This is a genomic window from Polaribacter ponticola (assembly GCF_026191475.2).
Classification (GTDB): Bacteria; Bacteroidota; Bacteroidia; order Flavobacteriales; family Flavobacteriaceae; genus Polaribacter; species Polaribacter ponticola.
The window spans coordinates 346,467-372,184 of record NZ_JAOSLC020000002.1; the positions used below are offsets into that span (position 1 = coordinate 346,467).

Below are 25,718 nucleotides of genomic sequence, written 5' to 3' on the forward strand. Positions count from 1 at the left end.
TTTAATCAATTTCTTCAAAATCTACATACTCTCCAACAGAATTTTTACTTTGTTGGTTATTTTGTGGTGCTTTATCTATAATTGTTTCTCCTTTTTTTATGGTACTTTTTTGTTGCTGATTACCAAATTGTTGCTCAGCTTTTCTTTGCATTGTTTCTGCTGCTTTTTTTACTAAAAAAGGCGCAAATAAACGTGCTAAAAATTTAAATGCATAAAAAAAGAATAGTATGTAAAGAATCGTTTTTAATAAACCAATCATAAATTATATTTAAAAAATAAATCAAAAATAACAATTTGACAACAATTCTAACGTTAACAAACTACAAAAGTTTTACAAAGCTAAAAAAGGATACATTACTTTTAAAAACAGCATATTTGTGCTATGTTTGTTTCACATAAACTAACTTGTAATTAAACTTATTTTTTAAGAAAATGAAAAACCGTAATCTGAAAATTTTCTTATTATTATTTCTATTTGGTTTCTCTGCTCTCTATTCTCAATATACGGAAGTAATAAATTCTAACAAACCAGGTTTTTCTGAAAGCCCATATAGTGTTGGCACAGGAGTTTATCAACTTGAAAATAATTTATTCTTTAGAAACACATCTATTGAGCCAACATTTTCTACACCTCAATCTTTAGGTTTCGACATGCTCTTTAGAACAAGTTTTTTTTAGAAAATTTAGAAATTAATGCACAAGTAACTTATCAAAGAGATAAAGTAGCTTTTAAAAATATCTTTACCTCTCATTATTTTTCATCTGGGTTTAGCAAGTTTACAGTTGGTGCAAAATACTTAGTATTTCAGCAAAAATATGAAGACAAAACTAAAGAAGTTAGAAGTTGGAAAAGAAGAAATGCATTTGATCTGAAAAGATTGATACCATCAATAGCAGTTTATGCTGGTGTAAATACAGATTTCGTAAACGACATATACAAAACGGGGAGTATTTCTCCTAAAGCAGGAATTTTATTACAAAATAACTTAAGTGTAGATTTTAATATAATAACTAATTTCTATTATGATAAAATTGGTACAGACTTCGCTGAGTTTTCATATATAGTTACAGGTACTTATAACTTTAATAACAGATGGTCTACTTTTTTTGAAAATCAGACTATATTTCTAAAAAAACAAAATAACATAAACTTAGGAACTGGCTTAGCTTTTTTACTGAATAAAAACTTACAAATTAATACTTCTGCTCGGTTTTTATTAGAAGGTAAAACTAATGGATTTTATGGAGGCATAGGAGTTTCTTACAGAGTTGATAAGCACTCTGATTCGTTTAAAGAAATAGATGAAAATGGCAATGATGCTATGAATACTCCAATATCTCGTTACAATAAAAAACAAAACGGTTTTTTTAAAAGAGTTTTTAGTATTTTTACGAAAAAGAAAAAAAGAGAACTAATAATAACAGAAGGAGAAGAAATAATTAACCCCCTAGAAATTATGATTATTTTAAAAGAAGCTAAAACCAGAAGAGAAATAAAACGATTTGTTTTATTTCCTTTTTCATTATATAGAAAAAATAAATATTGGGTTCCTCCTATTATAAAGGATGAAATTGCCAATTTTAACCCCAAAAAAATCCTGTTTTTAAAAATGCTGATGCACGCTTTTTTTTAGCTTTTAGAGACAAAAAAATTGTAGGGCGTGTTATTGCAATTATCAACTGGTCTGAAGTAAATGATCAAAAGATAAAAAAAATGCGTTTTGGTTGGTTTGATGTTATAGATGATGTTGAAGTTTCTAGAGCTTTGCTAGATAAAGTTAATGAAATCGGGCGCGAAAACAACTTAGAATACATTGAAGGTCCTGTAGGTTTTAATAATTTAGATAAAACTGGTGTATTAGTAGATGGTTTCGATCATTTAGGCACTATGATTACTTGGTACAACCACCCATATTATAAAGATCATTTAGAACAATTGGGGTTTATTAAAGAAAAAGAATATTTAGAAAATAAATTTAAATTTAGCAATGTAGATGCAGTTTACTACAACAGAATAAGTAATGTTATAAAGAGGCGTTATAAATTAAAAAGTTTAGACTTTAAAAAAACAAAAGAAATTTTACCTTATGTTGAAGAGATGTTTGAAGTTTTTAGCGCTTCTTATTCTAAACTATCTACTTTTGTACCCATTTCAGAATCGCAAATAAGTTATTTTAAGAAAAAATATATTTCTTTTATTAATCCAGAATATATAAAATTTGTGATGGATGAAAACAATAAACTTATTGCTTTTGCTATTGTAATGCCTTCATTTTCTACTGCACTACAAAAAGCAAAAGGAAGATTATTTCCTTTAGGAATACTACGTTTATTAAAAGCTAGAAAACACGCAAAAGATGTTACTTTTTATCTAATTGGTGTGCACCCAGAATACCAAAACAAAGGAGTAACAGCAATTATTTTTGACCAATACACTAAAACTTTTTCTAAAAAGGGAATTATTAACTGTATTAGAACTCCTGAGTTAGAAGAAAATGAATCTATTAAAAAGATTTGGGAAGATTTTAATCCAGTTACACACAAAAGAAGAAGAACCTATAAAAAGAATATTCAATAACATCTTTTTAGGTCTTTTTTAAAACTTATTTAAGTTTAATATGCAATTATTCTATAACTCAGATATTACTTCCGATACCTCTCAAATTATTTTTGACAAAATTGAAAGTAGACACATAGTTCGTGTTTTAAGAAAAAAAGAAGAATCAATTTTACATATTACAAACGGAAAGGGTTTTTTATTTGATGCTAAAATTATAATTGCAAGTGATAAAAAATGTATTGCTCAAATTATAAATATCCAGGAAAAACCTAAACCTTGGAATTATTATTTACATCTTGCAATTGCGCCTACAAAAAACAATGATAGGTTTGAATGGTTTCTAGAAAAAGCTACAGAAATTGGAATAGATGAAATTACACCTATTTTTTGCAGCAATTCCGAGAGGAGAAATGTGAAACTAGAACGGTTTGAAAAAATTATTCAATCTGCAATGAAACAATCATTAAAATTTACTCTTCCTAAATTAAATTCGCCAATAAAATTCAATGATTTTATCAATCAATCTTTTGATGGAAAAGTTTGTATTGCACATTGTGAAGAACAAGAAAAAAACTTTCTAAAAGACATTATAAACCCATCAGAAAAAACAACAATCCTTATTGGTCCTGAAGGCGATTTTTCTTCTCAAGAAATAATGAAAGCATTAGAAAAGAAAATTACGCCAATTTCTTTAGGAGAAAGTAGGTTAAGAACAGAAACTGCTGCTTTAGTTGCTGTACAAAATGTTTCGTTTATCAATCAGTAAAATCATTTTTAGTATCTTGCTTTAAATTCTCTTTAAATAATTTATGAAGCAATTTTTAGCGTTATTATTTTTATCTTATTTTATTCCCTCGAATGCTCAAGAAGTTGCAATTTTAAAATATAATGGTGGTGGAGATTGGTATGCTAATCCTACGGCAATACCTAATCTTATTAAATTTTCTAATCAGAATATAAAAACAAATATTTCTACTATTCCACAAGCTATATCTGTTAGTAGTGAAGATATTTTTAATTTCCCGCTGTTGTTTATGACAGGACATGGAAATATTTATTTCTCTAACGAAGAAGCTTCAAACCTAAAAAGCTATTTAATTTCTGGAGGTTTTTTACACATTTCAGATAATTATGGTTTAGATAAATTTATAAGAAGAGAACTAAAAAAAGTTTTTCCAAAATTAGAGTTTATAGAAGTACCAAATAATCATCCTATCTATAATCAAACATTTAAATTTCCAAACGGAATTCCTAAAATTCATGAGCATGATAAAAAACCAGCACAAGGATTTGGTTTGTTTTACGAAGGACGATTAGTAGTTTACTATGACTATGAAACTGATTTAAGTGATGGTTGGGAAGATGAAATTATACATAACAATCCTAAAAGTGTTCGTGAAAAAGCATTAAAAATGGGAGCTAATATTATTGAGTATGCTTTTACAAACTAGTTCGAATATTAATATAGATGATATTAAAATAAACTTTGACTCTAGTGGTTTATGGGTTTTAAACATAGCTATTGCTATTATTATGTTCGGCGTAGCTCTTGGAATAACTATAGATGATTTTAAACGACTTTTTAGAAACCCAAAAATTGTTTTTGTTGGTGTTTTATCTCAATTTATTTTATTACCTGCTGCTACATTTGCTGCAATACTAATAATTGAACCTCATCCTAGTTTTGCTCTTGGAATGATGATGATTGCAGCTTGTCCTGGAGGAAATGTATCTAATTTTTTTAGTAAAATGGCCGGAGGAAATGCCGCACTTTCTGTTAGTTTAACAGCTTTTGCTACTTTAATTTGTATTTTTATGACTCCTTTTAATTTACAATTTTGGGGAAGTATGTATGAGCCTACAAATGAAATTTTAAAAACGGTTGAACTAAATTGGGTTGATTTATTAAAACTAGTTTCTTTAATTTTAGGAATTCCATTAATTTCTGGCATGCTTATAAAACACTACCATTCTGAAATGGCAGAAAAAATTGAAAAAGTGTTAAAGCCATTATCAATGTTAGTTTTTGTTGCACTAATATTTATTGCCTTTTCTCAAAATTTAGACATTTTTGTAAATCATATTCACCATGTTTTACTTTTGGTAATTTTTCATAATATTTTTGCTTTCTTTCTCGGTTTTTTCACAGCAAAAAGTTTTGGTTTAAACAAGCAAGATTGTAAAACAATCTCTATGGAAACAGGTATTCAAAATGGAGGTTTAGGCTTACTTTTAATCTTTGGTTTTTTTGATGGCCTAGGCGGTATGGCTTTATTAGCCGCTTTTTGGGGAATATGGGATGTCTTTTCTGGAATAGCATTAGCAACTTATTGGGGAAGAAAAAAACAAATCAAACTAATTAAATTTTCTAAATGAGAGTATCACAAATTTGGTTTTTAAGTGTTCGTTTTTTTATTAAAATTGGTTTATTTTTTTATACTAAAAAAACAAGAGTTAATGGTTTAGAAAACATACCTAAAAAAGGAGCCGTATTATTTGCTATAAATCATCCAAATGGTTTATTAGATCCTCTAGTTGTAACTACTCATAACCCAAGAATTAACTTCTTTCTAGTAAGAGCGGCAGCATTTAAAAAATCATTCATAAAAAAAATATTAGAGTCTTTAAATTTAATGCCCATCTATAGAATTAGAGACGGAATTCAACAACTCTCTAATAATGAAGAGATTTTTAATAAATGCTATAAAATTTTAGAACGTAAAGATACTTTAGTAATTTTTCCAGAAGGCACTCATAATAGAAAGAGAACTGCAAGACCATTAAGTAAGGGGTTTACCAGAATAATTTCTGGTGCTTTAGAAAAATTTCCTGACTTAGATATTGCCGTAATTCCTGTAGGCATTACCTATCAAAATGCATCTGTATTCCCAAGTAAAGTCTGTATAAATTACGGAAAACCAATAGATTCAAAAAATATTTTTGATAATAACCCGAAAGCAAAATCAATTAATATTCTAAAAAAAGAAGTCTCCGATCAATTAAAAACATTAAGTGTTCATATAGAAGATGATGAAAATTACAACGCTACTCTTTCTAAATTAAATAAAGCTCAAGTAGATTTTACTGAGGTTGATTTAGTTAACAAAATGATACAAGAAAACTCTTTCCCTAAAGAAAAGGAAAAAGCTAAAAACTTCCTTAAACCTTTGTACTACCTAGCAATGATAAATACTTTTTTCGCATATTTATTTTGGAAGAAAATTTATAAAAAAATTGATGAAATAGAATTTGTAGATACATTTAGGTTTGCACTAAACTTATTTATTTATCCATTTTTTTACCTATTACAAACAGTTATCGTTTCCTTTTTATTTGGAAGAGGAATAGGACTTATTTATTTAGTTTCATCTCTATTAATTGTGCTTTTATACACCAAACTTTCACCTACTCCAACAGAATCGCATCTTGAATAGTTTGCTGAATTTTCGTTCGCATATTTGATCTAATTAAGCCTCTATTCTTCATATTAGGATACACTCTATTTGATAGAAAAACATAAACTATTTCACTCTTTGGATCTGCCCAGGTATAGGTACCTGTAAATCCTGAATGCCCAAAACTTTCATCAGAAACACAACCACAAGTAGCCTTAACTCTTGGGTTTAATTGTGGTTTATCAAAACCCAACCCTCTTCTTACTTTTTCATCAGAATAATAACGGTGATTAAATTTGTTAATCGTTTCTTCTTTTAAATAACGTCTACCTCCATAAAACCCTTTCTGCAAATACATTTGCATAATTTTAGCAACATCATTTGCATTGGCAAATAAACCTGCATGACCAGCAACTCCACCCAACATTGCTGCGCCCATATCATGTACATTTCCATGTATTAATTGATTTCTAAAATAATTATCTTTTTCTGTTGGCACAATAGAAGATTTATGAAACTTATTTAAAGGCAAATATGTCATTCTATCTGCTCCTAGAGATTTGTAAAATTTTTGATCTACTAATTTATCTAAAGGTTTTTCATACTTGTTTTCTAAAGCTTCTTTAAACAAATAATAACCTAAATCGCTATATTTATAACCTTCTCGCTCTCTTTGGTCTGCTTCTTTTATATATTTATAAATACTATCCTTATAAGTTTTTCTAATATAGAGGTTCTCTGCAACTTTAATATTAAATTTATTAGATTGTTTCTTTCTATAAAAAATTGGTAAATTTTTATGTGTAACACTATCTTGAGTACCAACATAAAAAGGAATCCAAGCTTTTAACTTTCCATAATGAGAAAGAATTTCTTTAACAGATACAGAAGCTTTATTAGAATTAGAAAAACTTGGCAAAATATCTTTTAAACTTGCCGATAAAGGAATCTTCTCTTCTTCTTCTGCTTTCATTATTAATGGTAATGAAGCTAATATTTTTGTTAGTGATGCTAAATCATAAATATCAGAATTCTTTACAGTTCTTAAATTTTTGGCTGTATGATAGCCATAACTTTTATTGAATACAACTTTCCCTTTTCTAGCTACTAAAACTTGAAAACCAGGAGCCATTTTCTCCTTTAAAATAGTATCTGCATATTGATCTATTTCTGCTAATTTTTTTGAAGATAACAAAACGTCTTCTGGAATAGTATACTCAAATCTACTTAAACTATAGGTCTTTAAACCAGAACCTTCTTTAAAATCATCTCCAATAGAAACTGGTAATTTACCATTAGCTTCAAAAACACCAAAAATTAATTGAGCAGATAATTCTTGTGCAATTTTACTATTTTGATAAGAAACTATTAAGCCTTCAATATTTTTAAAAGTTTTTAATTGCAATAAACTATAAGGGCTAGCAAAAACATCTAAAATTACATTTTTTTCTCTAGCTATTTCTTGCAACCACACCAATTCTTTTTGAGAAAACTTATAACTCTTCCAAGGGTGTAAATTAGATTTATGGAAACCAATAATTACTTGATTGTATGGTTTTAATTTTTTAATTAAACCATCTAAATTATTATCTCTAACAACATCAACTTTAGTATAGTTCTTTAACATATTAACAAAATAATTTCCTGTATCATCACCCAATTTTACATAAGCAATTTTCTTGTTTTCTAAATTAACTAAAGGAATATTTTGCTTCGTATCTTTTAAAACAGTTATAGCGTTTTTTAATAAAGTTCTATGCAGCAATTCATCTTCAATAGAATTTAAATCTTCATGTAAATTTTCTAATTCTATAGGTTTATATTGATGTAAACCCATCCAATATTTTGCTTTTAAAATTTTACGAACAGAAAAATCTAATTCCTCTTCAGAAAATGTTTTTAATTCCAATGCTTTTTTAAATAAATTAACACTTGCGGGTACATCTTGCGGTATTAATAACATATCATTACCGGCTTGAATTGCTGCTAAATCTATTTCAGCAGAAGTAGCATAATTCGTTGCTCCCTTCATATTTAAACCATCCGTAATTATTAAACCTTTAAAACCAAGTTCATTTTTTAATAAATCGGTAACTACTTTTTTAGATAAAGACGTTGGTAGAACCGAATTTGACTCTAGACTAGGTATATTTAAATGAGCAGTCATAACACTCCCAATTCCTGCATCAAAAACTTTTTTATAAGGGTATAATTCAATCGAATCTAACCTTGCTTTATCAAAATTTAAGAGCGGCAATGTATAATGAGAGTCTGCAGCTGTATCTCCATGACCAGGAAAATGTTTTGCATTTGCCATTACGCCATACTTTTGCATACCTTGTGTAAATGCAATTGCTTTTTGAGTTACATTTTCTTTACTTTCTCCAAAAGAACGATTTCCAATTATAGGGTTTTTAGGATTAATATTAATATCTACAACAGGAGCAAAATTTACATGAATACCTAATCGTTTACAATGTTTTCCTAAATGCTCTCCAAATTGTTTTACTAAAGAATCGTTTCTAATAGCACCTAAAGTCATGTTCCAAGGAAAACGATACGTATTTTTTAAACGCATATCTAAACCCCATTCACCATCAAAACCAATCATTAAAGGTAACTTAGAAAGCGCTTGATATTTATTATTTAAAACAGCTTGTTTTTGCGGTGTTCCTTGCATAAAAATTAAATTACCTACATGATACTTTTCTATCATTTCAGTAATAAACTTTTCGTGTTTTTCGTCTAAATTAGAATATGCTTGCACCATAAATAACTGACCTATTTTTTCATCAATAGTCATACTACCCATAATACTATCTACCCAAATTTCTTGCGCTTCGTAATCTTTTGTTCTTAGCGGATCTATCGTTTGCGATTGCATTTTAACAACAAAAGCGAACAAAAATAATAGCAATATTTTTTTCTTCATATTCTTTTCAATGTATTTTTTTGGGCGTTTAAACAGGCTTTCTACTATATCTTTTAGTCGCTGTTCTCGACACAAATTTGTTCATACTTCTCAAATTTACTCGAACTGACAACTAAAAGGATGTCGTTTCAATCCTTAACGCAACATACTTGTAAAATTAGTTCATCAATCTAAAATTGATCGTTATACCAAAAATCGTTTGTGCCAACTTTCTTTTGCAGGAACTTCCCAATTATTTTCAAAATCTTCTTTAGTATTTACCATATTATTAAATACAATGGTTTCTGCATGTATCTTTTTCTCTTTGGCAAATTTCTGAAAATCTGGCAATTTTACTAAATTAATAGTATCGTTATCTTTAAAAGTAACGTTCATTTTATTCATTAAATCTAGGCTTAATTCTTTTTCTAGTTCTTGTACAAAACGCACAGAACTATCTATAGAACAACCAGAAACACTGTTAAAACTCTCGTCTACAGCTAACACTAAAAACTGATTGTATTTAATAGTAAAAGAGCCTTTTAAATTATCGCCATGTCGTGTCCAAGAATTTATAAACTCTTCTGCTTTTTTAGAAATAAACTCAATGTCTGTATTGTTAAATTCTTTGTCTGATTGATAAATCCAAACTCGAGAATTTTTTGGTAAATTTTTATATTCTGTAAACATATTCTTTTTAATGTTTCGTTATTTAATTTGTAAGTTTTAAAGATATAGCAGGTTCTATTTGATTCCCTTTATACATTTTTGTAGGAAAATAAAATTTCCTCCATTTTCCTTTTGAAAAATGGAATGTTGTATCTTTTGTATAAACAGAACCAAAACTTGGTGCCACAGCTTTTGCAATATGCTTCTTTTTACTACCCTGAATTGTATACTTATATTCATAAAAATTATAAGGAATATGAATTCTTTCTAACCCTACAAAAAAACCATCCTTTGGAAATTCAATATCAAATTTAGAAACATCAATTATTACTTTTCCATTAATTTTTTTTGATGTGGCAATAATCTCTTGACTTATAATATCTTCTGAAGGAAAACCTGTTGAATTATTAATCTTAAATAACCTTACTCTAAATTTAGACTTTTCTCTCGCAAATATTGATCCAAAGTAAACTGTAATTTCTTTTAAATAACTAATATTTTCATATTCCTTTTTATAAGGAAAATACTTTGTAACAATCCATGGGGAACTTTGACGACCTCCAAAAGTTCCTTTTATATCTTTTCTTTTATATTTATCAATAATTAATTCTCTATCAATTTTTCTAGAGAGTACAATTTCATCTAACTGAAACCTTTTAGGTTTTAAATACAAAACTTTGTTATAAATATCTTTTGCTAAAAAAATTGTATCCTTATAATTTAAGCAAGATACATGCACTTTTTCTTGCAATAATTTTTCATCAATTTCTAAATTAAAAGTACCATTTTCTAAAGAAGAAATACCTAAACTTGTCTTTAAAAAACTAATGTTTGCATACACAACTGGCTCTTTTGTCTCAAAATCTAATAACGTACCGTTAAAATTTATTTTCTGACCAAATAATTGCGAACTAATTAATAAGAAGAAAAGCAGCTTTTTCATATAACAATTCGATGTTTTTTAAAATTTCTCGATATAAAATTCTTAAAAAAGAATTCCACTCGAAATGACAATGTGTTTTATCTTAAATTAAACTTTTGCTGTAAAGCTTGTAATTTTTCTGCATCAGACATTTTTACTTTTGGCGCTGTCATTCTTTCTTTAATACCTTTTAGCACCTTTTTTGTGTATAAAGGAAAATCCGCATTCTGAATCCAATTATTATAGCCTGGGTTTTCTTTAAAAACCTCTTCTACAGTTCTGCCTTTGTATTTACCGAAAGAGAAAATTTCTTGATCTTTATCATTCATTAAAATAAAACCAGCAAAATCTGCTCTTTTTCCGTGTGTAGAGTATTCACTTAATGCATCTACATTATTACCAATATCTTCATACTTGTCTAATTGTGCTAACAAAATTTCATAGGTTGCATTGGTATCTGCTTCTGCACCATGTGCGCCTTCTAATTCTTTACCACAATAAAACTGATATCCTGCACTTAATGTTCTTTGTTCTTTTTTATGAAAAATAACTTGCACATCTATGGCTTTCCTATCATTCATATCAAAATCTATACCAGCACGCATTAATTCTTCTGCCAATAAAGGAATATCGAAACGGTTAGAATTAAAACCAGCTAAATCGCAACCTGCAATCATTTCGCTTACTTTAGAAGCTAACTCTTTAAAAGTTGGTTCTGCAGCTACTTTTTCGTTTGTAATACTATGTATTTCAGACGAATCTTTAGGTATCTCCATTTCCGGATTTACCAGCCAAGTTTTACTTTCTTTATTTCCGTTAGGAAAAACTTTTAAAATAGATAATTCTACAATTCTGTCTGCAGCAATATTTATTCCTGTTGTTTCTAAATCGAAAAATACAATTGGTTTTGTTAAGTTTAAGTTCATTTTTTATAAGTTAAAAAGTTTAAAATTTAAATCCTGATAATCAGAATTTTACTAAATTAAAAACTGATGCTATTCGTTATCTAATTGTGCTTTAAAATCGTCTAATTGCGCTACTAATTTTGGCGACAATGTAGGTTCTTTAAAATTATATTTTTTTAATTCTTCTAATAAAATTTCTGCTAAAATTAATCTTGCAGTAGGTTTATCATCTGCAGGTACAACAAACCAAGGTGCCTTTTCCTTAGAAGTTCTATTTAATAAGTCTTCGTAACAAAACATGTATTTATCCCACAGTTTTCGCTCTTTTAAATCTCCATCAGAAAACTTCCAATTTTTTTCAGGAATATTTAACCTTCTTAATAATCTATTTTTTTGTTCATCTTTAGATAAATTTAAAAAGAATTTTAAAACAATGGTTCCGTTTTTAACCAAATGATTTTCGAAATCATTAATTCTTTCCATTCTATCATGATAAAATGCATCGTCTAAATCTTCTAAACTTTTTACTGAAGGTATGTTTTCGCCAAAAACATAACCAGGATGCACTCTTGTTACCAAAACGTTCTCATAATGTGTTCTATTAAAAACACCCACTTTTCCTTTTGCTGGTAAAGCAATATAATGCCTCCACATAAAATCGTGTTTTAACTCTAATTCTGTTGGCACTTTAAAACTATGTACTTCTACACCTGTTGCATTAAAATCTTTAAAAACTTCTCTTATTAAGCTGTCTTTACCAGAAGTATCCATTCCTTGTAAGCATATAAGTGCTGCATATTTACCTTCTGCATACATGGCATTTTGCAACTCACTTAACTTTCTTCTTACTTTTTTAAGTCCTTTTTTAGCATCTTCTACAACTTCTTTTGTAGAAAAATCTACTAAACTTATAGTGCTTTTAACTTTATATTTTTCTAAATTCATTTGCAACACAATTAATGTTTAAAGATAAAAAAAATAGTGGGTTTCTCATTGATTTTCTCTTGGCATTTATCAATTAAAATGATAATTTTTTCTTAAAATTTTCATCTTAATTTTTGATCTTTAAAGCATGAAAAAAGCAGTTATCATTCAAGGAAGCTCAAAGAGCCGAGGAAATACACATAAAGTAATTAGTTGTTTAAATAAAGACAATGTATTTGATGTTATCGATTTAAAAACAAAGAACATTGGTGCTTTTGAATATGATTTTTCTAATGCAGATGATGATTTCTTACCATTAATGGAAGAAATAATAACTAAATATGATACTATCATTTTTGCAACACCAGTTTATTGGTATGCAATGAGTGGTACTTTAAAACACTTTTTTGATAGAATGTCTGATCTTTTACACTATAAGAAAGATTTAGGCAGACAATTACGTGGTAAAAAAATGGCAATGATAAGTAACTCTGGAGAAAACGACTTAAAAACCGGATTTACAATGCCATTTATAGAAAGCGCAAAGTATTTAGGCATGCAATATTTGGGCGATACACATATTTGGTTTTCTGGTGATGAAATAGCTGAAGAGGCTAAAGTTAATATTACAAAATTTAGAACCTTATTTTAATTAATTACTTTTACTAATTCCATTTATAAAAGTAAAGAAATTCTCTCTATAATTGCTACTTATAGGTATTTCTACACCATCTATAAGTACGCAATGTTTTTTTATGGTTTCTATGTGTTTTAACGCTACAATATAAGAACGATGAATTCTAATAAACAATTTGTTAGGTAGTAATTCTATTACTTCAGATAATTTATAACGCGCCAAAATAGAACGCTTAAAAGTATAAAACGTTACATAATTACCATCACTTTCTACATACTTAATATCTAATATAGAAACTTGATGAAATTCTGAGCCACTTTTTATAAAAACAGTCTGCTCTGTTATTTCTTGCCCCGTTTCTATACTTTTATTAATTACGTCTTTATTTTTACTTAGTATCTCTTTTGCTTTTATAACTGCTGTAAGTAGCCTATCAAATGCAATAGGTTTTAAAAGATAATCTACAGCTTTTAATTCATAACTTTCCAAAGCATATTCAGAATATGCAGTTGTAAAAATAATTAATGGTGGTTTTGCTAAAAACTTAGGAAAACTAATACCAGAAAGTTTTGGCATATTAATATCTAAAAAAAGAAGATCTACAGTATTATTTTGTAGATATTCTATGGCTTCTAAAGGATCTCTAAAAGTTGCATTTAATTCCATAAAAGGAATTTTATTTAGATGAAATTTAAGAACATCTATAGCATCTGGCTCATCGTCTATTATTATATAATTCATAAAATTATTAATCTAATTGCAAGGTAAGTAAAGATATAAAATTTCCTTTTTCTACTCTTGTTTCCAACAAATGCGTATCAGGATATAAAATAATCAACCTTTTTTTAAGTTATCTAAACCAAAACCAGAAGAATTCTCTTTTAATCCAATTGCCGTTTTTTGTAGAGTATTGGTTACTTTATATATTAAACCATTTTTAGTAACTTCTATAAAAATATCTATTATCGATTTCGTTTTTATATCCACACCATGTTTAATAGCGTTTTCTACAAAAGGTATTAACAACATTGGACTAATTTTTACATTTTCTACATTTCCTTTAATTGTAAAATTAATAAAAACATCATCCTCATCTGCAATACGTAATTGATACACTTGAATAAATTTTTTAAGGTGATGAATTTCTTTTTCTAACGCTACAGTATTTTCATTTGTTTCATAAACCATATAGCGCATTAATTCTGCTAACTTAGAAATTCCATCGGCTAAATCTGGCACATCATTTTTTAATGCTTTTGCATAAAAACTATTTAGCACGTTAAACAAGAAATGAGGATTTATTTGAGACTTTAAAAAAGCCATTTCTGTAGTTAACTTCTCTTCGTATAAAAGTCTTTTCAATTTTTCGTTTTGAATCCAATACTTAATTAGAGCATAAGACAAACCTAATAAGAGTATAAAAAAACTACTGATAGTATTATAATTTAAATAACTTAAATAAGATTCATCCTCTGTTGAGAAAAAACCAACTAACCAGTAATAATCTATTAAACTCTCAAATAAATTAATAAAAACAAAAAAACAGGTTAACGTAATAATTAAAGTTACAATTTTTTTTAATCTTAAATATTTAGGTACAATAACAAGGGCTGTAGAATAAAATAAAACCTGACTCATTAACATACCAAACAAAACAGCAAGCCAAAACGGACCATCTCCTTTTCTAAAATCTGAGATGGTATTAATATAATTTAATATTAAGAAATAAGCAATTACCCAAACCAAAACATGAATAATCGCTTCTAAATATTTTTTCATTCTAACTATTTTACACTCAAAAATAGGGTTTTAATTACTTTTAAAACAAACAAGGGGATTAAATGTACTTATTAAGTGACGAAACTAAATATTCTTGTGAAGTTTAACCTATTTCACATCTAACTAGTTATTAATCACATAAAAAAGCTAAACAATCACATTCTTTTTTTGATACAAATATTCTGTTTTACTATTGCTTAATATTCATTATAAACGAAACAAAAATGAAAAAAATAATAGCAATTACAATGGGTTTATTCTTAGGATGCAGCTCATTTAGTCAAAAAAACCTGAAGGTAAATTAAAAGATAACATCAACGAAGTATTTGAAAGTTACGCACATTATAATCGATTTTTAGGAAATGTATTAATTAGTAAAAATGATAAAATTATTTATAAAAAAAGTTTTGGTTTTGCAGATGCATCAACTTTAAGAAAGAATACTAAGAATACTATTTTTAGCGTTGCTTCTGTAACAAAACCATTAACCGCTGTTGGGATTATGAAACTAATAGAGGATGACAAACTCTCTTTAAACACACCAATTAGTACTTTTTTTCCCAATTTTATTCCAGATTATTCTCCTAAAATAACCATTCGTCATTTATTAAATCATAGTTCTGGTATGCAAGCCAATATAGGCAGAATAGATAATGAAGGAAACGGATTAATGCCAGGAGAAAATTTAGTTACATTAAACAATCTTTTTGAAAAATTTAAAGACTCTAAACTTAAACACGAACCTGGCAAAGGTTTTGAATACAATAATTTTGGATATACACTTTTAGCTTATATTATAGAAGATATTTCTAAAATGTCTTACGCAGCATATATGGAACAAGCTGTTTTTAAGCCTGCAAGCATGAAAAACACAAGTGTTAACAATTATAAAGTAGTAAGAAAAAAAGCTTTTCCTCATATAGGTTTAGGCATGCATTCTTTTACTAAAATTAGAAGTAAAATTCATTCTTCTTGGTTAAAAGGAGCAGGTAATATTAATTCTACTTCTCTAGATTTACAACGTTTTATGAGAGCTTTAGAAAACGGAATTTTACTTAAACCATCGTCTGTAGAAAAACTATTTAACTACACGCAATCGAGAGGTGTAAATGATTCTGAATATGGTTTAGGTTGGAGAATTCAAAATAAAGACGGGGAAAAATGGATTAACCATACAGGCTTATTACCAGGTGTAACTTCAATTATAGGCATGTTACCAGAAAAAAATATAAAGATTGTTATTTTAACAAACGCAACAACAACAGATTTAATTACAGAAAGTAACTTTCAAGGAAAAAATCAGTTTATAGACGGAGAAATAATTGACAAACTTATTACAATCATACAAGGCAATAAAGTTGAATTGCTTCCTAAATCAATTAAAACAAAAAAAATAGTAGATTATAGTAATAAATTTAAATTAGACAATAAGCATTCGTTAGTTTTAAAAAAACAAGGAGATTTGTATACATTAGAAGCAACAGGTAAAGAACCATGGTCTGTTTTTACTTACAAGTTTTCTAAAGATGCTAATGAAAATAATAAAACTAGTGAAACAGCATTGTTTTTTGCCAATGCTATGAGTTCTCAAAATTTTGATGGACTTACAACGTATGGAGATAAAAAAATGAAAGAATTTTTAGGCTCTAAAGAAGGTATAAATCAATTAAAAGGAATGTGGGCTTATTTCTTAAAAATGCTGGAAATTTTAAATCTTTCAACATTTATAAAATTAATGAAATATCAGGTAATAAAACGGCACATATTAGGTTTCATTTTGAAAAAGAAGACGTTGGTTTTGTTTTAGGTATTAATACTGAAAATAAAATTCAAGGTATGTTTATGGATGATAAAATACGAACAAGTACAATTAAAAAAGTTAAATTAACACAGACAAACAAAAATTCTTTTTTTATTAATGGTCATAGAAATAACGGAATGCAAGATTTAAAAATAAAAGTATCTGATAAAGAATTAATTTTAACAGATGATAAAACGGATTACAAAGCTTCAATTATAAATTTTTATATAAAAAACAAAACCTTATAAGAGCAAACTAAATAACTTATAATTAAACCCTCTATTTGTTTATAAGGTTATTAAATTGTTCTAAAGCTTAAAAAAACAATACTTAGTGATAATCTCTAGATTGTTGATGTTGTTAAAAACTACACAAATTACATGTAAAAGAGAAATTATAATTATCTTCATCGTTACAATAACTTCAATAATCTAAGGTTTTAACCAAAATTTAAAAAGATGAAAATAGCACCATTTTTAACCTTTGTTGGCAATCAATGCGGTAAAGCGGAAGAAGCAATACGTTTATACACTTCAATTTTTCCTAATTCAGAAATTAAAAGCATCACAAAATACCAAGAAGGTGAAGCTGGTGACACACCAGATCTTATAAAATATGGTGTTTTTACTCTAAATAATATAGAATACAAAGTTTCCGAAAGTAATTACCAACATGCTTGGTCTTTTACACCAGCAGTATCTTTGTTTGTAGATTGTACCACAGAAAATGAAATAGATATTTTATTTAAAGAACTTTCGTCTAACGGTGGCAAAATAATGATACCTCTTGATAATTACGAATCTGAAAATTACGGATTTGGAAAAAAATTTGGTTGGTGCGAAGATCGATTTGGTATTTCTTGGCAGTTAAACCTTTTAGAATAATTTTAAAGTATAAAGTAAATTATCCTGTTTGATAAAAGAAGTTAAATAAATTATCTTTACGCAATAACAGTAACATAAAAAGTAAGCCATCCTGCTTTATTTAAGTGATATGCACAATAAAAGTTACTATATAATACGTTGTAGGTAATATGAAAAAAAACATTCCAAATATTAATTTTAAGCCTGCAGATGATGAAAATTTTGGTTTTGAAATTGTACCTATAGAGAAAATTGCGAATAGAAAACAAACGGACGATCATAATTCGCAAAAACCACATCAACTTAAGTTTTACAATCTACTTTTTTTTACCAAAGGTGAAGGTCGCCATTTTATAGATTTTAAATGGTATTCAGTAAAAGAGAATACGTTAGTTTATCTTTCTAAGGAACAAATAAATGCTTTTGATTTTTCGACCAACCTACAAGGCTACTGTATGGTATTTACAGAAGTATTTTTTGTGAGCTGTTTTTCTAATTTTACAGACAATTTTGTATTTCGTCTTTTCAATCCAGAATTATTTTCCCCTATTTTGCAAATTCCTAAAGAATCTGATTTTTTAAATTATTTTAACCTATTACAAAAAGAGTTCAATAAGAAACAAGCATTTAATCAAAAAGATATTACTAAAGCCTTACTCACTATTCTTATATCGAAAGCGGAAAACATTAAACAAAACCAAAGTAAAAAACACTTTGATTCTTCTAAATTGAGTTTATTTCAAAATTTCAATTCATTACTAGAAAACCATTACACACAAAGCAGAAACGCCAGTTTTTATGCTGATAAATTAGCCATAACCTACAAACATTTAAATACTATTTGTAAAGAATTAATGAACAAAACGGCTAAAAATGTTATTGATGATTTCATAGTGCTACAAGCAAAAAGAAAATTAATTAATACCTCAATAAAAAGCACTAAACTAGCGTACGATTTAGGTTTTGAAGATCCAACCAACTTCACTAAATATTTCAAAAAGCAAACAGGATTAACCCCAAAATCATTCGTTAAGTCACTTAAAAACGAGTAAAGGTTCAACTTTAACCATTTTTACACCATTTTTCATCTTTTTTATAATAGTCTTAATTCACATCTTTGTACTATAAATTTTAAACAATTAAAAAATAGAAAGATGACAAACTTAAAATCAATCGTATTACCGTTTTATCAAGGAGCATTAACTGTAAACACAGAAACTAATCCTGCTGATGTACTTAACTCAATTTTAGGAGACAACTTTATTTCAGAAGGAACAGTAGACAACAAAAATAAAGAACAACTTATTGGACAATTAGGCTTTTTTGGCACATAATTCCAGATTTAAAATGGGAACCTATAGCTATTATTGAAACTGAAAATCAAGTAATAGTAAGAAGTAAAGTATCTGGAACACCAAACTCACCTGAAGGAAAGTTCTTTGGATTACCAACAGATGGCACAAAATCATTTGAAACAATGTCTATCGATATTCATACTATCGAAAATGAGAAAATCGTAAAAGTAAACCACATTGAAGATTGGGCAACTGCATTAAAACAACTACAACAATAATTTAAAATATCATGAAAAAATCAATATACATAGTAACCCTTTTACTAACAAGCTTAACAACATTTGCTCAGACAAATACTAACCTGGACAAAGAAGAGCATCTTTTAAATGGCACAAGTTTTACCTTTCAATACCAAAATGCAGGAGCAGTTGACATTTCATTTGCAAATGATTCATTAACCTACAAGTGGTTAAATGGTAGAAACGCAGACAAGCCGGCTCAAACGTATTCGTACAAATCAACAAAAATAGATGCAGGCATTTATTTAGTTAATTGGCATGAACCAGATACTGAAAATTTTGTGACACAAGTTTATAATTTTAATAGTAACACAGTTAAAGTATCTGTTATTTCTAAATATGGTGGTGAAAAACCTTTTTTAGGCTTTCAATCTGGTGTAATAGAACATGTTGTGAGGAAGATAGAATAATCTCGATTAAAAAAACAGAATATGCATACGCAACAAATAACGAATACAATTGCTGATCTTTATACAGATGCAAAATATGATAAACTTAAAATGATTAAAGGTGTTGCTAAATCTGCATTCAGACCATTGCAACCTAAGGATTTTGAAGAAGCTTATCTACCTATTTCAAACAAACAAGGCATAGAATTAGTACAACTGATTAAACAAAACAATTTTAAAAACATAGTTGAATTTGGAACTTCCTTTGGCATTTCTACGCTGTTTTTAGCACAAGGAATTTTGGAAACGAATGGACATGTAATTACTACAGAATTATTGGAGTCTAAAGCCCAAATTGCAAAAGAAAATTTCAAAAAAGCAGGTGTAGAAAACTTAATTGATGTAAGAATTGGTGATGCGCTTGAAACATTAAAAAATCATTCTGAACCCATAGATTTATTTCTATTAGATGGGTGGATGAATTTATATCAACCTTTATTTGAGATGCTTGAACCAAACTTTCACAAGAACTCCATAATATATGTAGACAATGCAAATATGGTAGACAGTAAAAAAATTTTAGCTTCAATTTCTAAAGAAAAGTATCAAATTGAATTAACGTTTAACAGTAAAGTAGCCATCATAAAACTTTAAAAATAGAAAATGAGCACTGTAGCAAATTGCCCAACATGTGGCGGGATATCAAAGACAAAAGAAACCAATGATGAAACAATTTATGAAGCCATTCAAAATAACGAACTATTGAAAAAAGTAGGTCAAATGAAAAAAGCAATGCAAAAATTCAAAGAAAAAGCAGAAGCATTGGAAATAGAATTAAACAAATTAAAAGACAAATAGTAGCAACCATACCAATTTTTGGTATATTTTATATAAATAGTATCAAAATGAACAAAAACACATCAATATCACTCGGAAATTATTTTGACCAATTCGTGCAAAGTAGTATTAGTGAAGGAAGATTTAAAAACGTCAGCGAAGTTATTCGTGCAGGATTAAGACTTTTAGAAGAAGAGGAAAGTAAAGTAATTGCATTGAAAAAAGCAATTCAAGAAGGAATAGATAGCGGAATAGCACACGATTTTGACCCAAAAAAACATCTTGAATCTCTAAAAGCGAAAAAGCACTCTAATGGCTGAATATAAACTGACGAACAAAGCTGTTGCAGATTTATCAAAAATTTGGGAATATGCATTTGAGGTTTGGTCGGAAAAACAAGCCGATAAATATTACGATGGACTAATCTCAAGTTATGAGGAAATTGCTGAAAGTTCAAATTTAGGAAAGAATTATGAAGGTATTTCAAAGCAACTTTTAGGAATAAAATCAAATCGACATATAATATTCTACAGAACTTTAAACAAAAAATATGTTAAGATTACGAGAATACTACACGAAAGAATGGATTTGAAAAAAAGAATAGCTGAATAAAAACTGCGTAGAACAACGCGTATAATTCTTTGCTAGTTCTAGCCTATTTACGAAAGTCCTCGCGGACTTTCTATCTGTGATTCATTTGCTAACTTTAGTGCTTAAACACGCAACGAAATCATACACAAAACCGTTACCTTTAATTACCAAAAAAACCGGCTGAATGTTTGACCAACTAACGATTGAGAAGTTAGATTACTATGTTTACGCATTGATAAACCCGTATGACAAAAAACCTTTTTACATTGGAAAAGGAATTGGAAATAGAGTTTTTAATCACCAAAATTGCGCGATTAAAGACAAAGATTCTAATTTAAAACTTGATACAATCAGAGAAATTATAGATAGCGGATTTGAAGTTGAGCATATAATTATCAGACACGGACTAACAGAAAAAGAAGCGTTTGAAATTGAAGCCTCAATAATTGATTTTGGGAATAAATTCGGATTTGAATTTTCTAATTTAGTTTTAGGACATCACTCAAGCGGAAAAGGACTTATGACATCTGACGAAATTGTTAGAATTCATAACGCAAAACCTTTGACTGAACTAACTGACCCAGTAATTATAATAAACATTAACAAAAAATATATGAGAGGAAACTCAAGTAACGAAATTTACGAATCAACAAAACAGGCTTGGGTTGTAGGAGAACAAAAAAGGAAAACGACAAAATATGCACTTTCTGAATATTGTGGAATTGTAATCGAAGTATTTGAAATTCAAGAATGGTACGAAATTGAAACGCCAAATAATAAGCGGAAAAATCGTTGGGGATTTAACGGAGAAATTGCAAAACCAGAAATTAGAGAAAAGTATATTAATAAATCTTTGGCTCACACAAAGAAAAAAGGAGCAGCAAATCCTATAAAATACAGACTATAAAACGAGAAATAACTAAAGGCAACAAAGAAATGAGTTAAAAAATAAATAAATTCTTGGTTAAATTTATGCAATACTATTCTAGCCTTAAAATTCTAAAATTTAGTTTTTTAAGGTTTTTTATTTTGTATTTAATCCTATTTAGTAAATTTACTGCGTTAAACAACGCAACTTTTCTTATACAAATCGTTAATTAAAGAAAAAACTGAATTGGAAATTAGAGAAACACATAGAGATGATTATACCATTTCTACGAACAAAGATAAATTAGATGTTATAAGCATTCACAAATTTCTTGCAAATGAAACTGATTGGGCTAAAGGAATTCCAATAAATACTGTGAAAACATCTATTGAAAATTCTTTGAATTTTGGGCTTTATTATAAAAACAAACAAATTGGATTTGCTCGAGTAATTTCTGACTTTTCAACCATTGCATATTTAGGAGATGTTTATCTTTTAAAAGAATATAGAGGAAAAGGATTAAGTAAGTGGTTAATTAATGAAATAATGGAACACCCAAATCTACAAGGATTAAGAAGGTGGATTTTATTGACAGATACTGCTGAATGGCTTTATAAGAAATTTGGTTTTAGTAAATTAAATAACCCTGATTTTTATATGGAAAAGCATAATCGAAATATTTATATCGATAATTAAAAAACTTAAAAATAAATTATCAATACTAAAAATGAAGTTCAGAAACAAACGAAGATTACAAATCTTAAAACAATATATTGTTGGCTGGACAATTGCATTTATATTCTTAAGTATTATTCGAGGAGAAGGCACAAAAGAGATTGGTTCTGTAAATATGGAATTATGGAAAGCTGTTTTAGTTTCTTTTATAATGGGGCCTTTCTTTGGCAGTATCTCGGGCTTTGTACAGATACTAACGGAAGAAAACGGTTATAAACAGGTAGCATTTCAAAAACTGTTGATGTTTCGAATTCTATTTGCAGTGCTCTTCGTTTCCTTAATTGTACTATTAGCATATTTTATTTTTAGTGAAGATATAAGTTTTGTTCATTTTGCATTTGAACCTGGTAGTTTTGCAATCTATTTATATATCGTTTCTGTAGATATATTTATGTTTAATCTAAGGCAAGTAAACCTCTTTTTTGGAAGTAGTAATTTTTGGAAACTTTTTCGTGGTAAATTCTATACACCTAGAGAAGAAAAGCGAATTTTTATGTTTTTAGACCTTCAATCTTCAACAACTCATGCAGAAAACTTAGGTCATGTAGAATACAGTAAAATGATTCAAGACTGTTTTATAGATTTAGGTGCTGCTTTAGAAAGCGAAGCGGAAATTTATCAATATGTTGGCGATGGAGTAATATTAACATGGAAACTACAAGACGGAATTAGAGAGCAAAATTGCCTTAATGCTTATTATAATTTTAAACATCAATTAACAAAACGTAAAGAGTATTACAAACAAAATTATAATTGTATCCCAAATTTTAAAGCTGGTATGAATTCTGGCGTTGTTACTGTAGCAGAAGTTGGTAAATACAAAAAAGAAATTGCCTATCATGGAGATACTATAAACACAGCTGCTAGAATTCAAGATCAATGCAATAAACTTAGTCAAGATTTTTTAATATCAGAGAGTTTAAAAAATGTTTTATATACTTCAAGTTTTATTTTTTCTGAACATGGCAGTATAGAACTTAAAGGAAAAGAAAAACAAACAAATCTTTTTGGAGTTCATCAAACATAAAGCAGATAATAAAATGTATGGTACTTACCAAATTAAAAATCCAAACACAACTGTATTTTGTATATGCGCATAATTAAATAAAAAAAACGTGCTTTGAACAAAATACCGAAAAAGGTGAAACATTCTTATTTGAAGTAACAGCAGAAATGTATGATTTTATGGAAGATCAGTTTTGAATATCCGACAGTAATTAATACAAATCCTAATTTAAGTAAAATAAACAGTTATTAAATTAAATATAAAACCTATTTAAACAGAGCAAAAGACTAATAAAATACTCAATTAAAATGCCTAAAAAAGGAAAAGCAAAAAACACTGTAAATAAAGCTAAACATACTCGGTTAATGAATCAGAAAATTAACAAAGTAAAGTTAGAAAAACAATTAACTAAAGAACGTTTAAAAGCTATTATAAAAAAAGCAAACGAAGAAAAAGAGAATGAAAAGTAAAATATAAATTTTATCACTTTTAAATGAAGAAAAATATACTAATTATTGGAGCAGGAATTTCTGGCTTATATTTAGGTTATCAGTTAAAAAATAAAGGCTTTTCAATTAAAATATTAGAAGCTAACAATAGAATTGGCGGAAGAATTTACACCAAAGAAAATCATAAAACAAAAGTTGAACTAGGTGCAACTTGGCTCTGGAGATATAATGAAGAATTATTAAAAGCTTGCAAAGAACTTAAGATCTCACTTTTTGAGCAGAACATGAATGGAGATGCATTGTACGAAGCTACAAATACAGATTTACCTCAACGTTTTAAAGTACCAAAAAACCAAGAAATTAGCTACAGAATTGTTGGCGGAACAACAACTATTTTAGATAAAATGTTAGAAAATTTATCTTCTGATGAGCTACAACTTAATCAAAAAGTTGTTAAAATTGATGATTCTAAAGAAGCAATAAAAGTAATAACAGAACAATCAGAGTTTACAGCAGATATTGTTATTTCCACAATTCCGCCTCAGCTATTGATAAATTCAGTTAAATTTTCGTCTAAATTAGACACAAATCTTATTCAGGTTGCTAATAATACACACACTTGGATGAAAGATTCTATAAAATTTGCTCTTGTTTACAAAACGCCTTTTTGGAAAGACAAAAACTTATCTGGTGTTGCTTTTAGCAATATAGGTCCAATTGCAGAAATGTACGAGCATTCTAATTTTGAGAATAATCATTTTGCTTTAATGGGGTTTTTAAATGGTCGTTTAATAAACGAATCTAAAAAACAAAGAGAAGCAAAAATAAAAGAACAACTTTTTAAGTTTTTTGGAGAAGAAGGAAAAAACTATCTCTCTTATGAAGAAAAAATATGGAATGAAGATGAGCTTCTTAATTTTAAAAACGAGAAATTAATACCTCCACATTATAATAATGGACACGAAATTTATCAACAAGAATACTTAAAAGATAAGTTTATAATTGCAGGTTCAGAAACATCAAAAAAATATGGAGGCTATATGGAAGGTGCAATTTATAGAGGAAACCAAATTGTAGCACAATTAACACATAAATTTCTGTAAACAAAAAAATCCCAAGTTCTCGCTTGGGATTTTATAATCTCATTTAAGATTAAATTATTGATCAATAGAACCTAAAACACGTTTCATAAAAGTATTTAAAGCCTCTTTCTTAGGCGCACCGTCCTTTATCATTTTATCAACCTCTAAAGCACCATACATATTAGAAATTAACTCTCCAATAACATCTAACTCTTCATCTTTTAAAGATGAAACTTCTGTTAACGCTTCTAAGGTTTCAATCGTTTCTAAAACGTAATCTTGGTCGTTTTCTTCAATAAAAGAAGTTAAATGTTTTATTACTGGTAGTTTCATTTTTTTCTATTTAAAAATTAAAAGATTAAAGTATTTAAACAAAATTTTAGTCTTGTTATTTTAATCATTAAATCTCTCAATCCTTTAATTCAATTTTATATAACTTCGTTTACTAAATCTTTTAAAACATCAAATTTGTTGGTTTGTGTTTGATTCACAATTTTACCATCAACAAAAGTAGCAAAAGTGGGTAAATTGCTTACATCTGCAAACTTTCTACTTTCTGGAAACTTTTCTGCATCAGCAATCACAAAAACAACATCTTCATTTTCAGAAGCCATTTTTTTAAACTTTGGTTTCATAATTCTACAGTTTCCACACCAAGTTGCCGAATATTGAACCACAACTTTTTGATTTCCTGAAACTATTTCTCCTAGATTATCTTGACTTAATTCTTGTAACATAATAATTATGAATTTTAAATTATGAATTACGAATTGAGAACTCGTAATTCATAATTAATAATTA

The 25,718-nt window shown here is 28.0% G+C and carries 32 protein-coding genes and 2 pseudogenes; 24 read left to right on the plus strand and 10 right to left on the minus strand.

Annotated features, from left to right (window positions below):
* Nucleotide 1: 1 nt before the first annotated feature.
* A complete protein-coding gene (locus tag N5A56_RS01920) occupies nt 2-259 on the minus strand; it encodes a DUF4834 family protein (protein WP_265724025.1) in 258 nt (85 codons plus the stop codon).
* 173 nt (nt 260-432) lie between these two features.
* Here N5A56_RS01920 and N5A56_RS01925 point away from each other — a divergent pair, with 173 nt between their 5' ends.
* The 7 genes and pseudogenes from N5A56_RS01925 to N5A56_RS01955 all read left to right on the plus strand — a co-directional run bounded on the left by N5A56_RS01925 (nt 433) and on the right by N5A56_RS01955 (nt 5,994).
* The gene (locus tag N5A56_RS01925) at nt 433-678 is read left to right on the plus strand and encodes a hypothetical protein (protein ID WP_274270144.1); all 246 of its coding nucleotides are present in this window, start codon (nt 433-435) and stop codon (nt 676-678) included.
* Nucleotides 679-737: 59 nt separating this feature from the next.
* Nucleotides 738-1,208: pseudogene (locus N5A56_RS01930) on the plus strand (transporter); the annotation flags it as partial.
* Nucleotides 1,209-1,457: 249 nt separating this feature from the next.
* Nucleotides 1,458-2,578 (plus strand): annotated as a pseudogene (locus N5A56_RS01935) (GTP cyclohydrolase).
* A gap of 40 nt (nt 2,579-2,618) precedes the next feature.
* Nucleotides 2,619-3,326 (plus strand): 16S rRNA (uracil(1498)-N(3))-methyltransferase, encoded by a 708-nt coding sequence (locus N5A56_RS01940; protein WP_265724024.1) that lies wholly within the window; start codon nt 2,619-2,621, stop codon nt 3,324-3,326.
* Between the two features lie 43 nt (nt 3,327-3,369).
* Nucleotides 3,370-4,011, plus strand: a complete 642-nt coding sequence (locus N5A56_RS01945; RefSeq protein WP_265724023.1) for a DUF4159 domain-containing protein — start codon at nt 3,370-3,372, stop codon at nt 4,009-4,011.
* The gene (locus N5A56_RS01950; RefSeq protein WP_265724022.1) at nt 3,995-4,936 is read left to right on the plus strand and encodes a bile acid:sodium symporter family protein; all 942 of its coding nucleotides are present in this window, start codon (nt 3,995-3,997) and stop codon (nt 4,934-4,936) included. The genes N5A56_RS01945 and N5A56_RS01950 overlap by 17 nt, the downstream gene beginning before the upstream one ends.
* Entirely contained in the window at nt 4,933-5,994 is a 1,062-nt protein-coding gene (locus N5A56_RS01955) for a 1-acyl-sn-glycerol-3-phosphate acyltransferase (protein ID WP_265724021.1), read from the plus strand. Before N5A56_RS01950 ends, N5A56_RS01955 begins: the two co-directional genes overlap by 4 nt.
* Here N5A56_RS01955 and N5A56_RS01960 read toward each other — a convergent pair.
* The 5 genes from N5A56_RS01960 to N5A56_RS01980 all read right to left on the minus strand — a co-directional run bounded on the left by N5A56_RS01960 (nt 5,966) and on the right by N5A56_RS01980 (nt 12,307).
* Complete coding sequence (locus tag N5A56_RS01960; RefSeq protein ID WP_274270145.1) at nt 5,966-8,887, minus strand: serine hydrolase domain-containing protein; 2,922 nt, start codon at nt 8,885-8,887, stop codon at nt 5,966-5,968. The two genes, N5A56_RS01955 and N5A56_RS01960, sit on opposite strands and share 29 nt — an antisense overlap.
* Nucleotides 8,888-9,070: 183 nt before the next feature.
* Complete coding sequence (locus tag N5A56_RS01965; protein ID WP_265724020.1) at nt 9,071-9,556, minus strand: ABC transporter ATPase; 486 nt, start codon at nt 9,554-9,556, stop codon at nt 9,071-9,073.
* A gap of 22 nt (nt 9,557-9,578) precedes the next feature.
* Entirely contained in the window at nt 9,579-10,478 is a 900-nt protein-coding gene (locus tag N5A56_RS01970) for a peptidase associated/transthyretin-like domain-containing protein (protein WP_265724019.1), read from the minus strand.
* Between the two features lie 77 nt (nt 10,479-10,555).
* A complete protein-coding gene (locus N5A56_RS01975) occupies nt 10,556-11,383 on the minus strand; it encodes a 3'-5' exonuclease (RefSeq protein WP_265724018.1) in 828 nt (275 codons plus the stop codon).
* A 69-nt stretch (nt 11,384-11,452) separates the two neighbouring features.
* A complete protein-coding gene (locus N5A56_RS01980; RefSeq protein ID WP_265724017.1) occupies nt 11,453-12,307 on the minus strand; it encodes a PPK2 family polyphosphate kinase in 855 nt (284 codons plus the stop codon).
* 127 nt (nt 12,308-12,434) lie between these two features.
* Between N5A56_RS01980 and N5A56_RS01985 the strand changes: the two genes are divergently transcribed.
* A complete protein-coding gene (locus tag N5A56_RS01985) occupies nt 12,435-12,938 on the plus strand; it encodes a flavodoxin family protein (protein ID WP_265724016.1) in 504 nt (167 codons plus the stop codon).
* Here the strand turns inward: N5A56_RS01985 and N5A56_RS01990 are convergent, their stop codons facing one another.
* The gene (locus N5A56_RS01990) at nt 12,939-13,664 is read right to left on the minus strand and encodes a LytR/AlgR family response regulator transcription factor (protein WP_265724015.1); all 726 of its coding nucleotides are present in this window, start codon (nt 13,662-13,664) and stop codon (nt 12,939-12,941) included. It abuts the gene before it with no gap.
* Between the two features lie 93 nt (nt 13,665-13,757).
* On the minus strand, nt 13,758-14,702 hold the full coding sequence (locus tag N5A56_RS01995; RefSeq protein WP_265724014.1) for a sensor histidine kinase: 945 nt from the start codon (nt 14,700-14,702) through the stop codon (nt 13,758-13,760).
* Between the two features lie 370 nt (nt 14,703-15,072).
* Here N5A56_RS01995 and N5A56_RS02000 point away from each other — a divergent pair, with 370 nt between their 5' ends.
* From N5A56_RS02000 to N5A56_RS02075, 16 genes are all read left to right on the plus strand, one after another.
* Entirely contained in the window at nt 15,073-16,509 is a 1,437-nt protein-coding gene (locus N5A56_RS02000; protein WP_274270222.1) for a serine hydrolase domain-containing protein, read from the plus strand.
* 35 nt (nt 16,510-16,544) lie between these two features.
* Complete coding sequence (locus N5A56_RS02005) at nt 16,545-16,751, plus strand: hypothetical protein (protein ID WP_274270146.1); 207 nt, start codon at nt 16,545-16,547, stop codon at nt 16,749-16,751.
* A gap of 210 nt (nt 16,752-16,961) precedes the next feature.
* On the plus strand, nt 16,962-17,387 hold the full coding sequence (locus tag N5A56_RS02010) for a VOC family protein (RefSeq protein ID WP_265724012.1): 426 nt from the start codon (nt 16,962-16,964) through the stop codon (nt 17,385-17,387).
* A gap of 149 nt (nt 17,388-17,536) precedes the next feature.
* Nucleotides 17,537-18,418 (plus strand): AraC family transcriptional regulator, encoded by an 882-nt coding sequence (locus N5A56_RS02015; RefSeq protein WP_265724011.1) that lies wholly within the window; start codon nt 17,537-17,539, stop codon nt 18,416-18,418.
* 102 nt (nt 18,419-18,520) lie between these two features.
* Nucleotides 18,521-18,700 (plus strand): hypothetical protein, encoded by a 180-nt coding sequence (locus N5A56_RS02020; protein WP_274270147.1) that lies wholly within the window; start codon nt 18,521-18,523, stop codon nt 18,698-18,700.
* A 32-nt stretch (nt 18,701-18,732) separates the two neighbouring features.
* Nucleotides 18,733-18,939, plus strand: a complete 207-nt coding sequence (locus tag N5A56_RS02025; protein ID WP_274270223.1) for an ester cyclase — start codon at nt 18,733-18,735, stop codon at nt 18,937-18,939.
* Nucleotides 18,940-18,950: 11 nt separating this feature from the next.
* On the plus strand, nt 18,951-19,370 hold the full coding sequence (locus N5A56_RS02030) for a MoaF-related domain-containing protein (protein WP_265724009.1): 420 nt from the start codon (nt 18,951-18,953) through the stop codon (nt 19,368-19,370).
* Between the two features lie 21 nt (nt 19,371-19,391).
* A complete protein-coding gene (locus N5A56_RS02035) occupies nt 19,392-20,003 on the plus strand; it encodes an O-methyltransferase (protein ID WP_265724008.1) in 612 nt (203 codons plus the stop codon).
* Nucleotides 20,004-20,012: 9 nt separating this feature from the next.
* Nucleotides 20,013-20,207 carry a hypothetical protein gene (locus tag N5A56_RS02040; protein WP_265724007.1) on the plus strand — a complete coding sequence of 65 codons (195 nt, stop codon included), beginning with the start codon at nt 20,013-20,015 and terminating at the stop codon, nt 20,205-20,207.
* Between the two features lie 47 nt (nt 20,208-20,254).
* Nucleotides 20,255-20,506, plus strand: coding sequence for a type II toxin-antitoxin system ParD family antitoxin (locus N5A56_RS02045; protein ID WP_068449605.1), 252 nt, complete (start codon nt 20,255-20,257; stop codon nt 20,504-20,506).
* Nucleotides 20,499-20,798 (plus strand): type II toxin-antitoxin system RelE/ParE family toxin, encoded by a 300-nt coding sequence (locus tag N5A56_RS02050; RefSeq protein WP_265724006.1) that lies wholly within the window; start codon nt 20,499-20,501, stop codon nt 20,796-20,798. The genes N5A56_RS02045 and N5A56_RS02050 overlap by 8 nt, the downstream gene beginning before the upstream one ends.
* Nucleotides 20,799-20,961: 163 nt before the next feature.
* Nucleotides 20,962-21,684, plus strand: a complete 723-nt coding sequence (locus N5A56_RS02055) for an LEM-3-like GIY-YIG domain-containing protein (protein WP_265724005.1) — start codon at nt 20,962-20,964, stop codon at nt 21,682-21,684.
* Between the two features lie 207 nt (nt 21,685-21,891).
* Nucleotides 21,892-22,341: a GNAT family N-acetyltransferase gene (locus N5A56_RS02060; RefSeq protein ID WP_265724004.1), complete on the plus strand. Its 450-nt coding sequence runs from the start codon at nt 21,892-21,894 to the stop codon at nt 22,339-22,341.
* Between the two features lie 31 nt (nt 22,342-22,372).
* Nucleotides 22,373-23,407, plus strand: coding sequence for an adenylate/guanylate cyclase domain-containing protein (locus tag N5A56_RS02065; protein WP_265724003.1), 1,035 nt, complete (start codon nt 22,373-22,375; stop codon nt 23,405-23,407).
* A gap of 287 nt (nt 23,408-23,694) precedes the next feature.
* A complete protein-coding gene (locus tag N5A56_RS02070; RefSeq protein WP_265724002.1) occupies nt 23,695-23,856 on the plus strand; it encodes a hypothetical protein in 162 nt (53 codons plus the stop codon).
* A 23-nt stretch (nt 23,857-23,879) separates the two neighbouring features.
* Nucleotides 23,880-24,938, plus strand: coding sequence for a flavin monoamine oxidase family protein (locus tag N5A56_RS02075; protein ID WP_265724001.1), 1,059 nt, complete (start codon nt 23,880-23,882; stop codon nt 24,936-24,938).
* Between the two features lie 54 nt (nt 24,939-24,992).
* On the opposite strand, the gene N5A56_RS02080 is transcribed toward N5A56_RS02075, so the two are convergent.
* Together N5A56_RS02080 and N5A56_RS02085 are read right to left on the minus strand one after the other, a co-directional pair.
* Complete coding sequence (locus N5A56_RS02080; RefSeq protein WP_265724000.1) at nt 24,993-25,250, minus strand: DUF6952 family protein; 258 nt, start codon at nt 25,248-25,250, stop codon at nt 24,993-24,995.
* A 95-nt stretch (nt 25,251-25,345) separates the two neighbouring features.
* Nucleotides 25,346-25,654, minus strand: coding sequence for a thioredoxin family protein (locus N5A56_RS02085; protein WP_265723999.1), 309 nt, complete (start codon nt 25,652-25,654; stop codon nt 25,346-25,348).
* Nucleotides 25,655-25,718 lie beyond the last annotated feature (64 nt).

What these genes read in the sequence shown, in the direction of transcription:
- N5A56_RS01920 (WP_265724025.1), bottom strand. Translation starts at nt 259, where the DNA reads ATGATTGGTTTATTAAAAACGATTCTTTACATACTATTCTTTTTTTAT.
- N5A56_RS01925 (WP_274270144.1), top strand. Translation starts at nt 433, where the DNA reads ATGAAAAACCGTAATCTGAAAATTTTCTTATTATTATTTCTATTTGGT.
- N5A56_RS01940 (WP_265724024.1), top strand. Translation starts at nt 2,619, where the DNA reads ATGCAATTATTCTATAACTCAGATATTACTTCCGATACCTCTCAAATT.
- N5A56_RS01945 (WP_265724023.1), top strand. Translation starts at nt 3,370, where the DNA reads ATGAAGCAATTTTTAGCGTTATTATTTTTATCTTATTTTATTCCCTCG.
- N5A56_RS01950 (WP_265724022.1), top strand. Translation starts at nt 3,995, where the DNA reads ATGCTTTTACAAACTAGTTCGAATATTAATATAGATGATATTAAAATA.
- N5A56_RS01955 (WP_265724021.1), top strand. Translation starts at nt 4,933, where the DNA reads ATGAGAGTATCACAAATTTGGTTTTTAAGTGTTCGTTTTTTTATTAAA.
- N5A56_RS01960 (WP_274270145.1), bottom strand. Translation starts at nt 8,887, where the DNA reads ATGAAGAAAAAAATATTGCTATTATTTTTGTTCGCTTTTGTTGTTAAA.
- N5A56_RS01965 (WP_265724020.1), bottom strand. Translation starts at nt 9,556, where the DNA reads ATGTTTACAGAATATAAAAATTTACCAAAAAATTCTCGAGTTTGGATT.
- N5A56_RS01970 (WP_265724019.1), bottom strand. Translation starts at nt 10,478, where the DNA reads ATGAAAAAGCTGCTTTTCTTCTTATTAATTAGTTCGCAATTATTTGGT.
- N5A56_RS01975 (WP_265724018.1), bottom strand. Translation starts at nt 11,383, where the DNA reads ATGAACTTAAACTTAACAAAACCAATTGTATTTTTCGATTTAGAAACA.
- N5A56_RS01980 (WP_265724017.1), bottom strand. Translation starts at nt 12,307, where the DNA reads ATGAATTTAGAAAAATATAAAGTTAAAAGCACTATAAGTTTAGTAGAT.
- N5A56_RS01985 (WP_265724016.1), top strand. Translation starts at nt 12,435, where the DNA reads ATGAAAAAAGCAGTTATCATTCAAGGAAGCTCAAAGAGCCGAGGAAAT.
- N5A56_RS01990 (WP_265724015.1), bottom strand. Translation starts at nt 13,664, where the DNA reads ATGAATTATATAATAATAGACGATGAGCCAGATGCTATAGATGTTCTT.
- N5A56_RS01995 (WP_265724014.1), bottom strand. Translation starts at nt 14,702, where the DNA reads ATGAAAAAATATTTAGAAGCGATTATTCATGTTTTGGTTTGGGTAATT.
- N5A56_RS02005 (WP_274270146.1), top strand. Translation starts at nt 16,545, where the DNA reads ATGGATGATAAAATACGAACAAGTACAATTAAAAAAGTTAAATTAACA.
- N5A56_RS02010 (WP_265724012.1), top strand. Translation starts at nt 16,962, where the DNA reads ATGAAAATAGCACCATTTTTAACCTTTGTTGGCAATCAATGCGGTAAA.
- N5A56_RS02015 (WP_265724011.1), top strand. Translation starts at nt 17,537, where the DNA reads ATGAAAAAAAACATTCCAAATATTAATTTTAAGCCTGCAGATGATGAA.
- N5A56_RS02020 (WP_274270147.1), top strand. Translation starts at nt 18,521, where the DNA reads ATGACAAACTTAAAATCAATCGTATTACCGTTTTATCAAGGAGCATTA.
- N5A56_RS02030 (WP_265724009.1), top strand. Translation starts at nt 18,951, where the DNA reads ATGAAAAAATCAATATACATAGTAACCCTTTTACTAACAAGCTTAACA.
- N5A56_RS02035 (WP_265724008.1), top strand. Translation starts at nt 19,392, where the DNA reads ATGCATACGCAACAAATAACGAATACAATTGCTGATCTTTATACAGAT.
- N5A56_RS02040 (WP_265724007.1), top strand. Translation starts at nt 20,013, where the DNA reads ATGAGCACTGTAGCAAATTGCCCAACATGTGGCGGGATATCAAAGACA.
- N5A56_RS02045 (WP_068449605.1), top strand. Translation starts at nt 20,255, where the DNA reads ATGAACAAAAACACATCAATATCACTCGGAAATTATTTTGACCAATTC.
- N5A56_RS02050 (WP_265724006.1), top strand. Translation starts at nt 20,499, where the DNA reads ATGGCTGAATATAAACTGACGAACAAAGCTGTTGCAGATTTATCAAAA.
- N5A56_RS02055 (WP_265724005.1), top strand. Translation starts at nt 20,962, where the DNA reads ATGTTTGACCAACTAACGATTGAGAAGTTAGATTACTATGTTTACGCA.
- N5A56_RS02065 (WP_265724003.1), top strand. Translation starts at nt 22,373, where the DNA reads ATGAAGTTCAGAAACAAACGAAGATTACAAATCTTAAAACAATATATT.
- N5A56_RS02070 (WP_265724002.1), top strand. Translation starts at nt 23,695, where the DNA reads ATGCCTAAAAAAGGAAAAGCAAAAAACACTGTAAATAAAGCTAAACAT.
- N5A56_RS02075 (WP_265724001.1), top strand. Translation starts at nt 23,880, where the DNA reads ATGAAGAAAAATATACTAATTATTGGAGCAGGAATTTCTGGCTTATAT.
- N5A56_RS02080 (WP_265724000.1), bottom strand. Translation starts at nt 25,250, where the DNA reads ATGAAACTACCAGTAATAAAACATTTAACTTCTTTTATTGAAGAAAAC.
- N5A56_RS02085 (WP_265723999.1), bottom strand. Translation starts at nt 25,654, where the DNA reads ATGTTACAAGAATTAAGTCAAGATAATCTAGGAGAAATAGTTTCAGGA.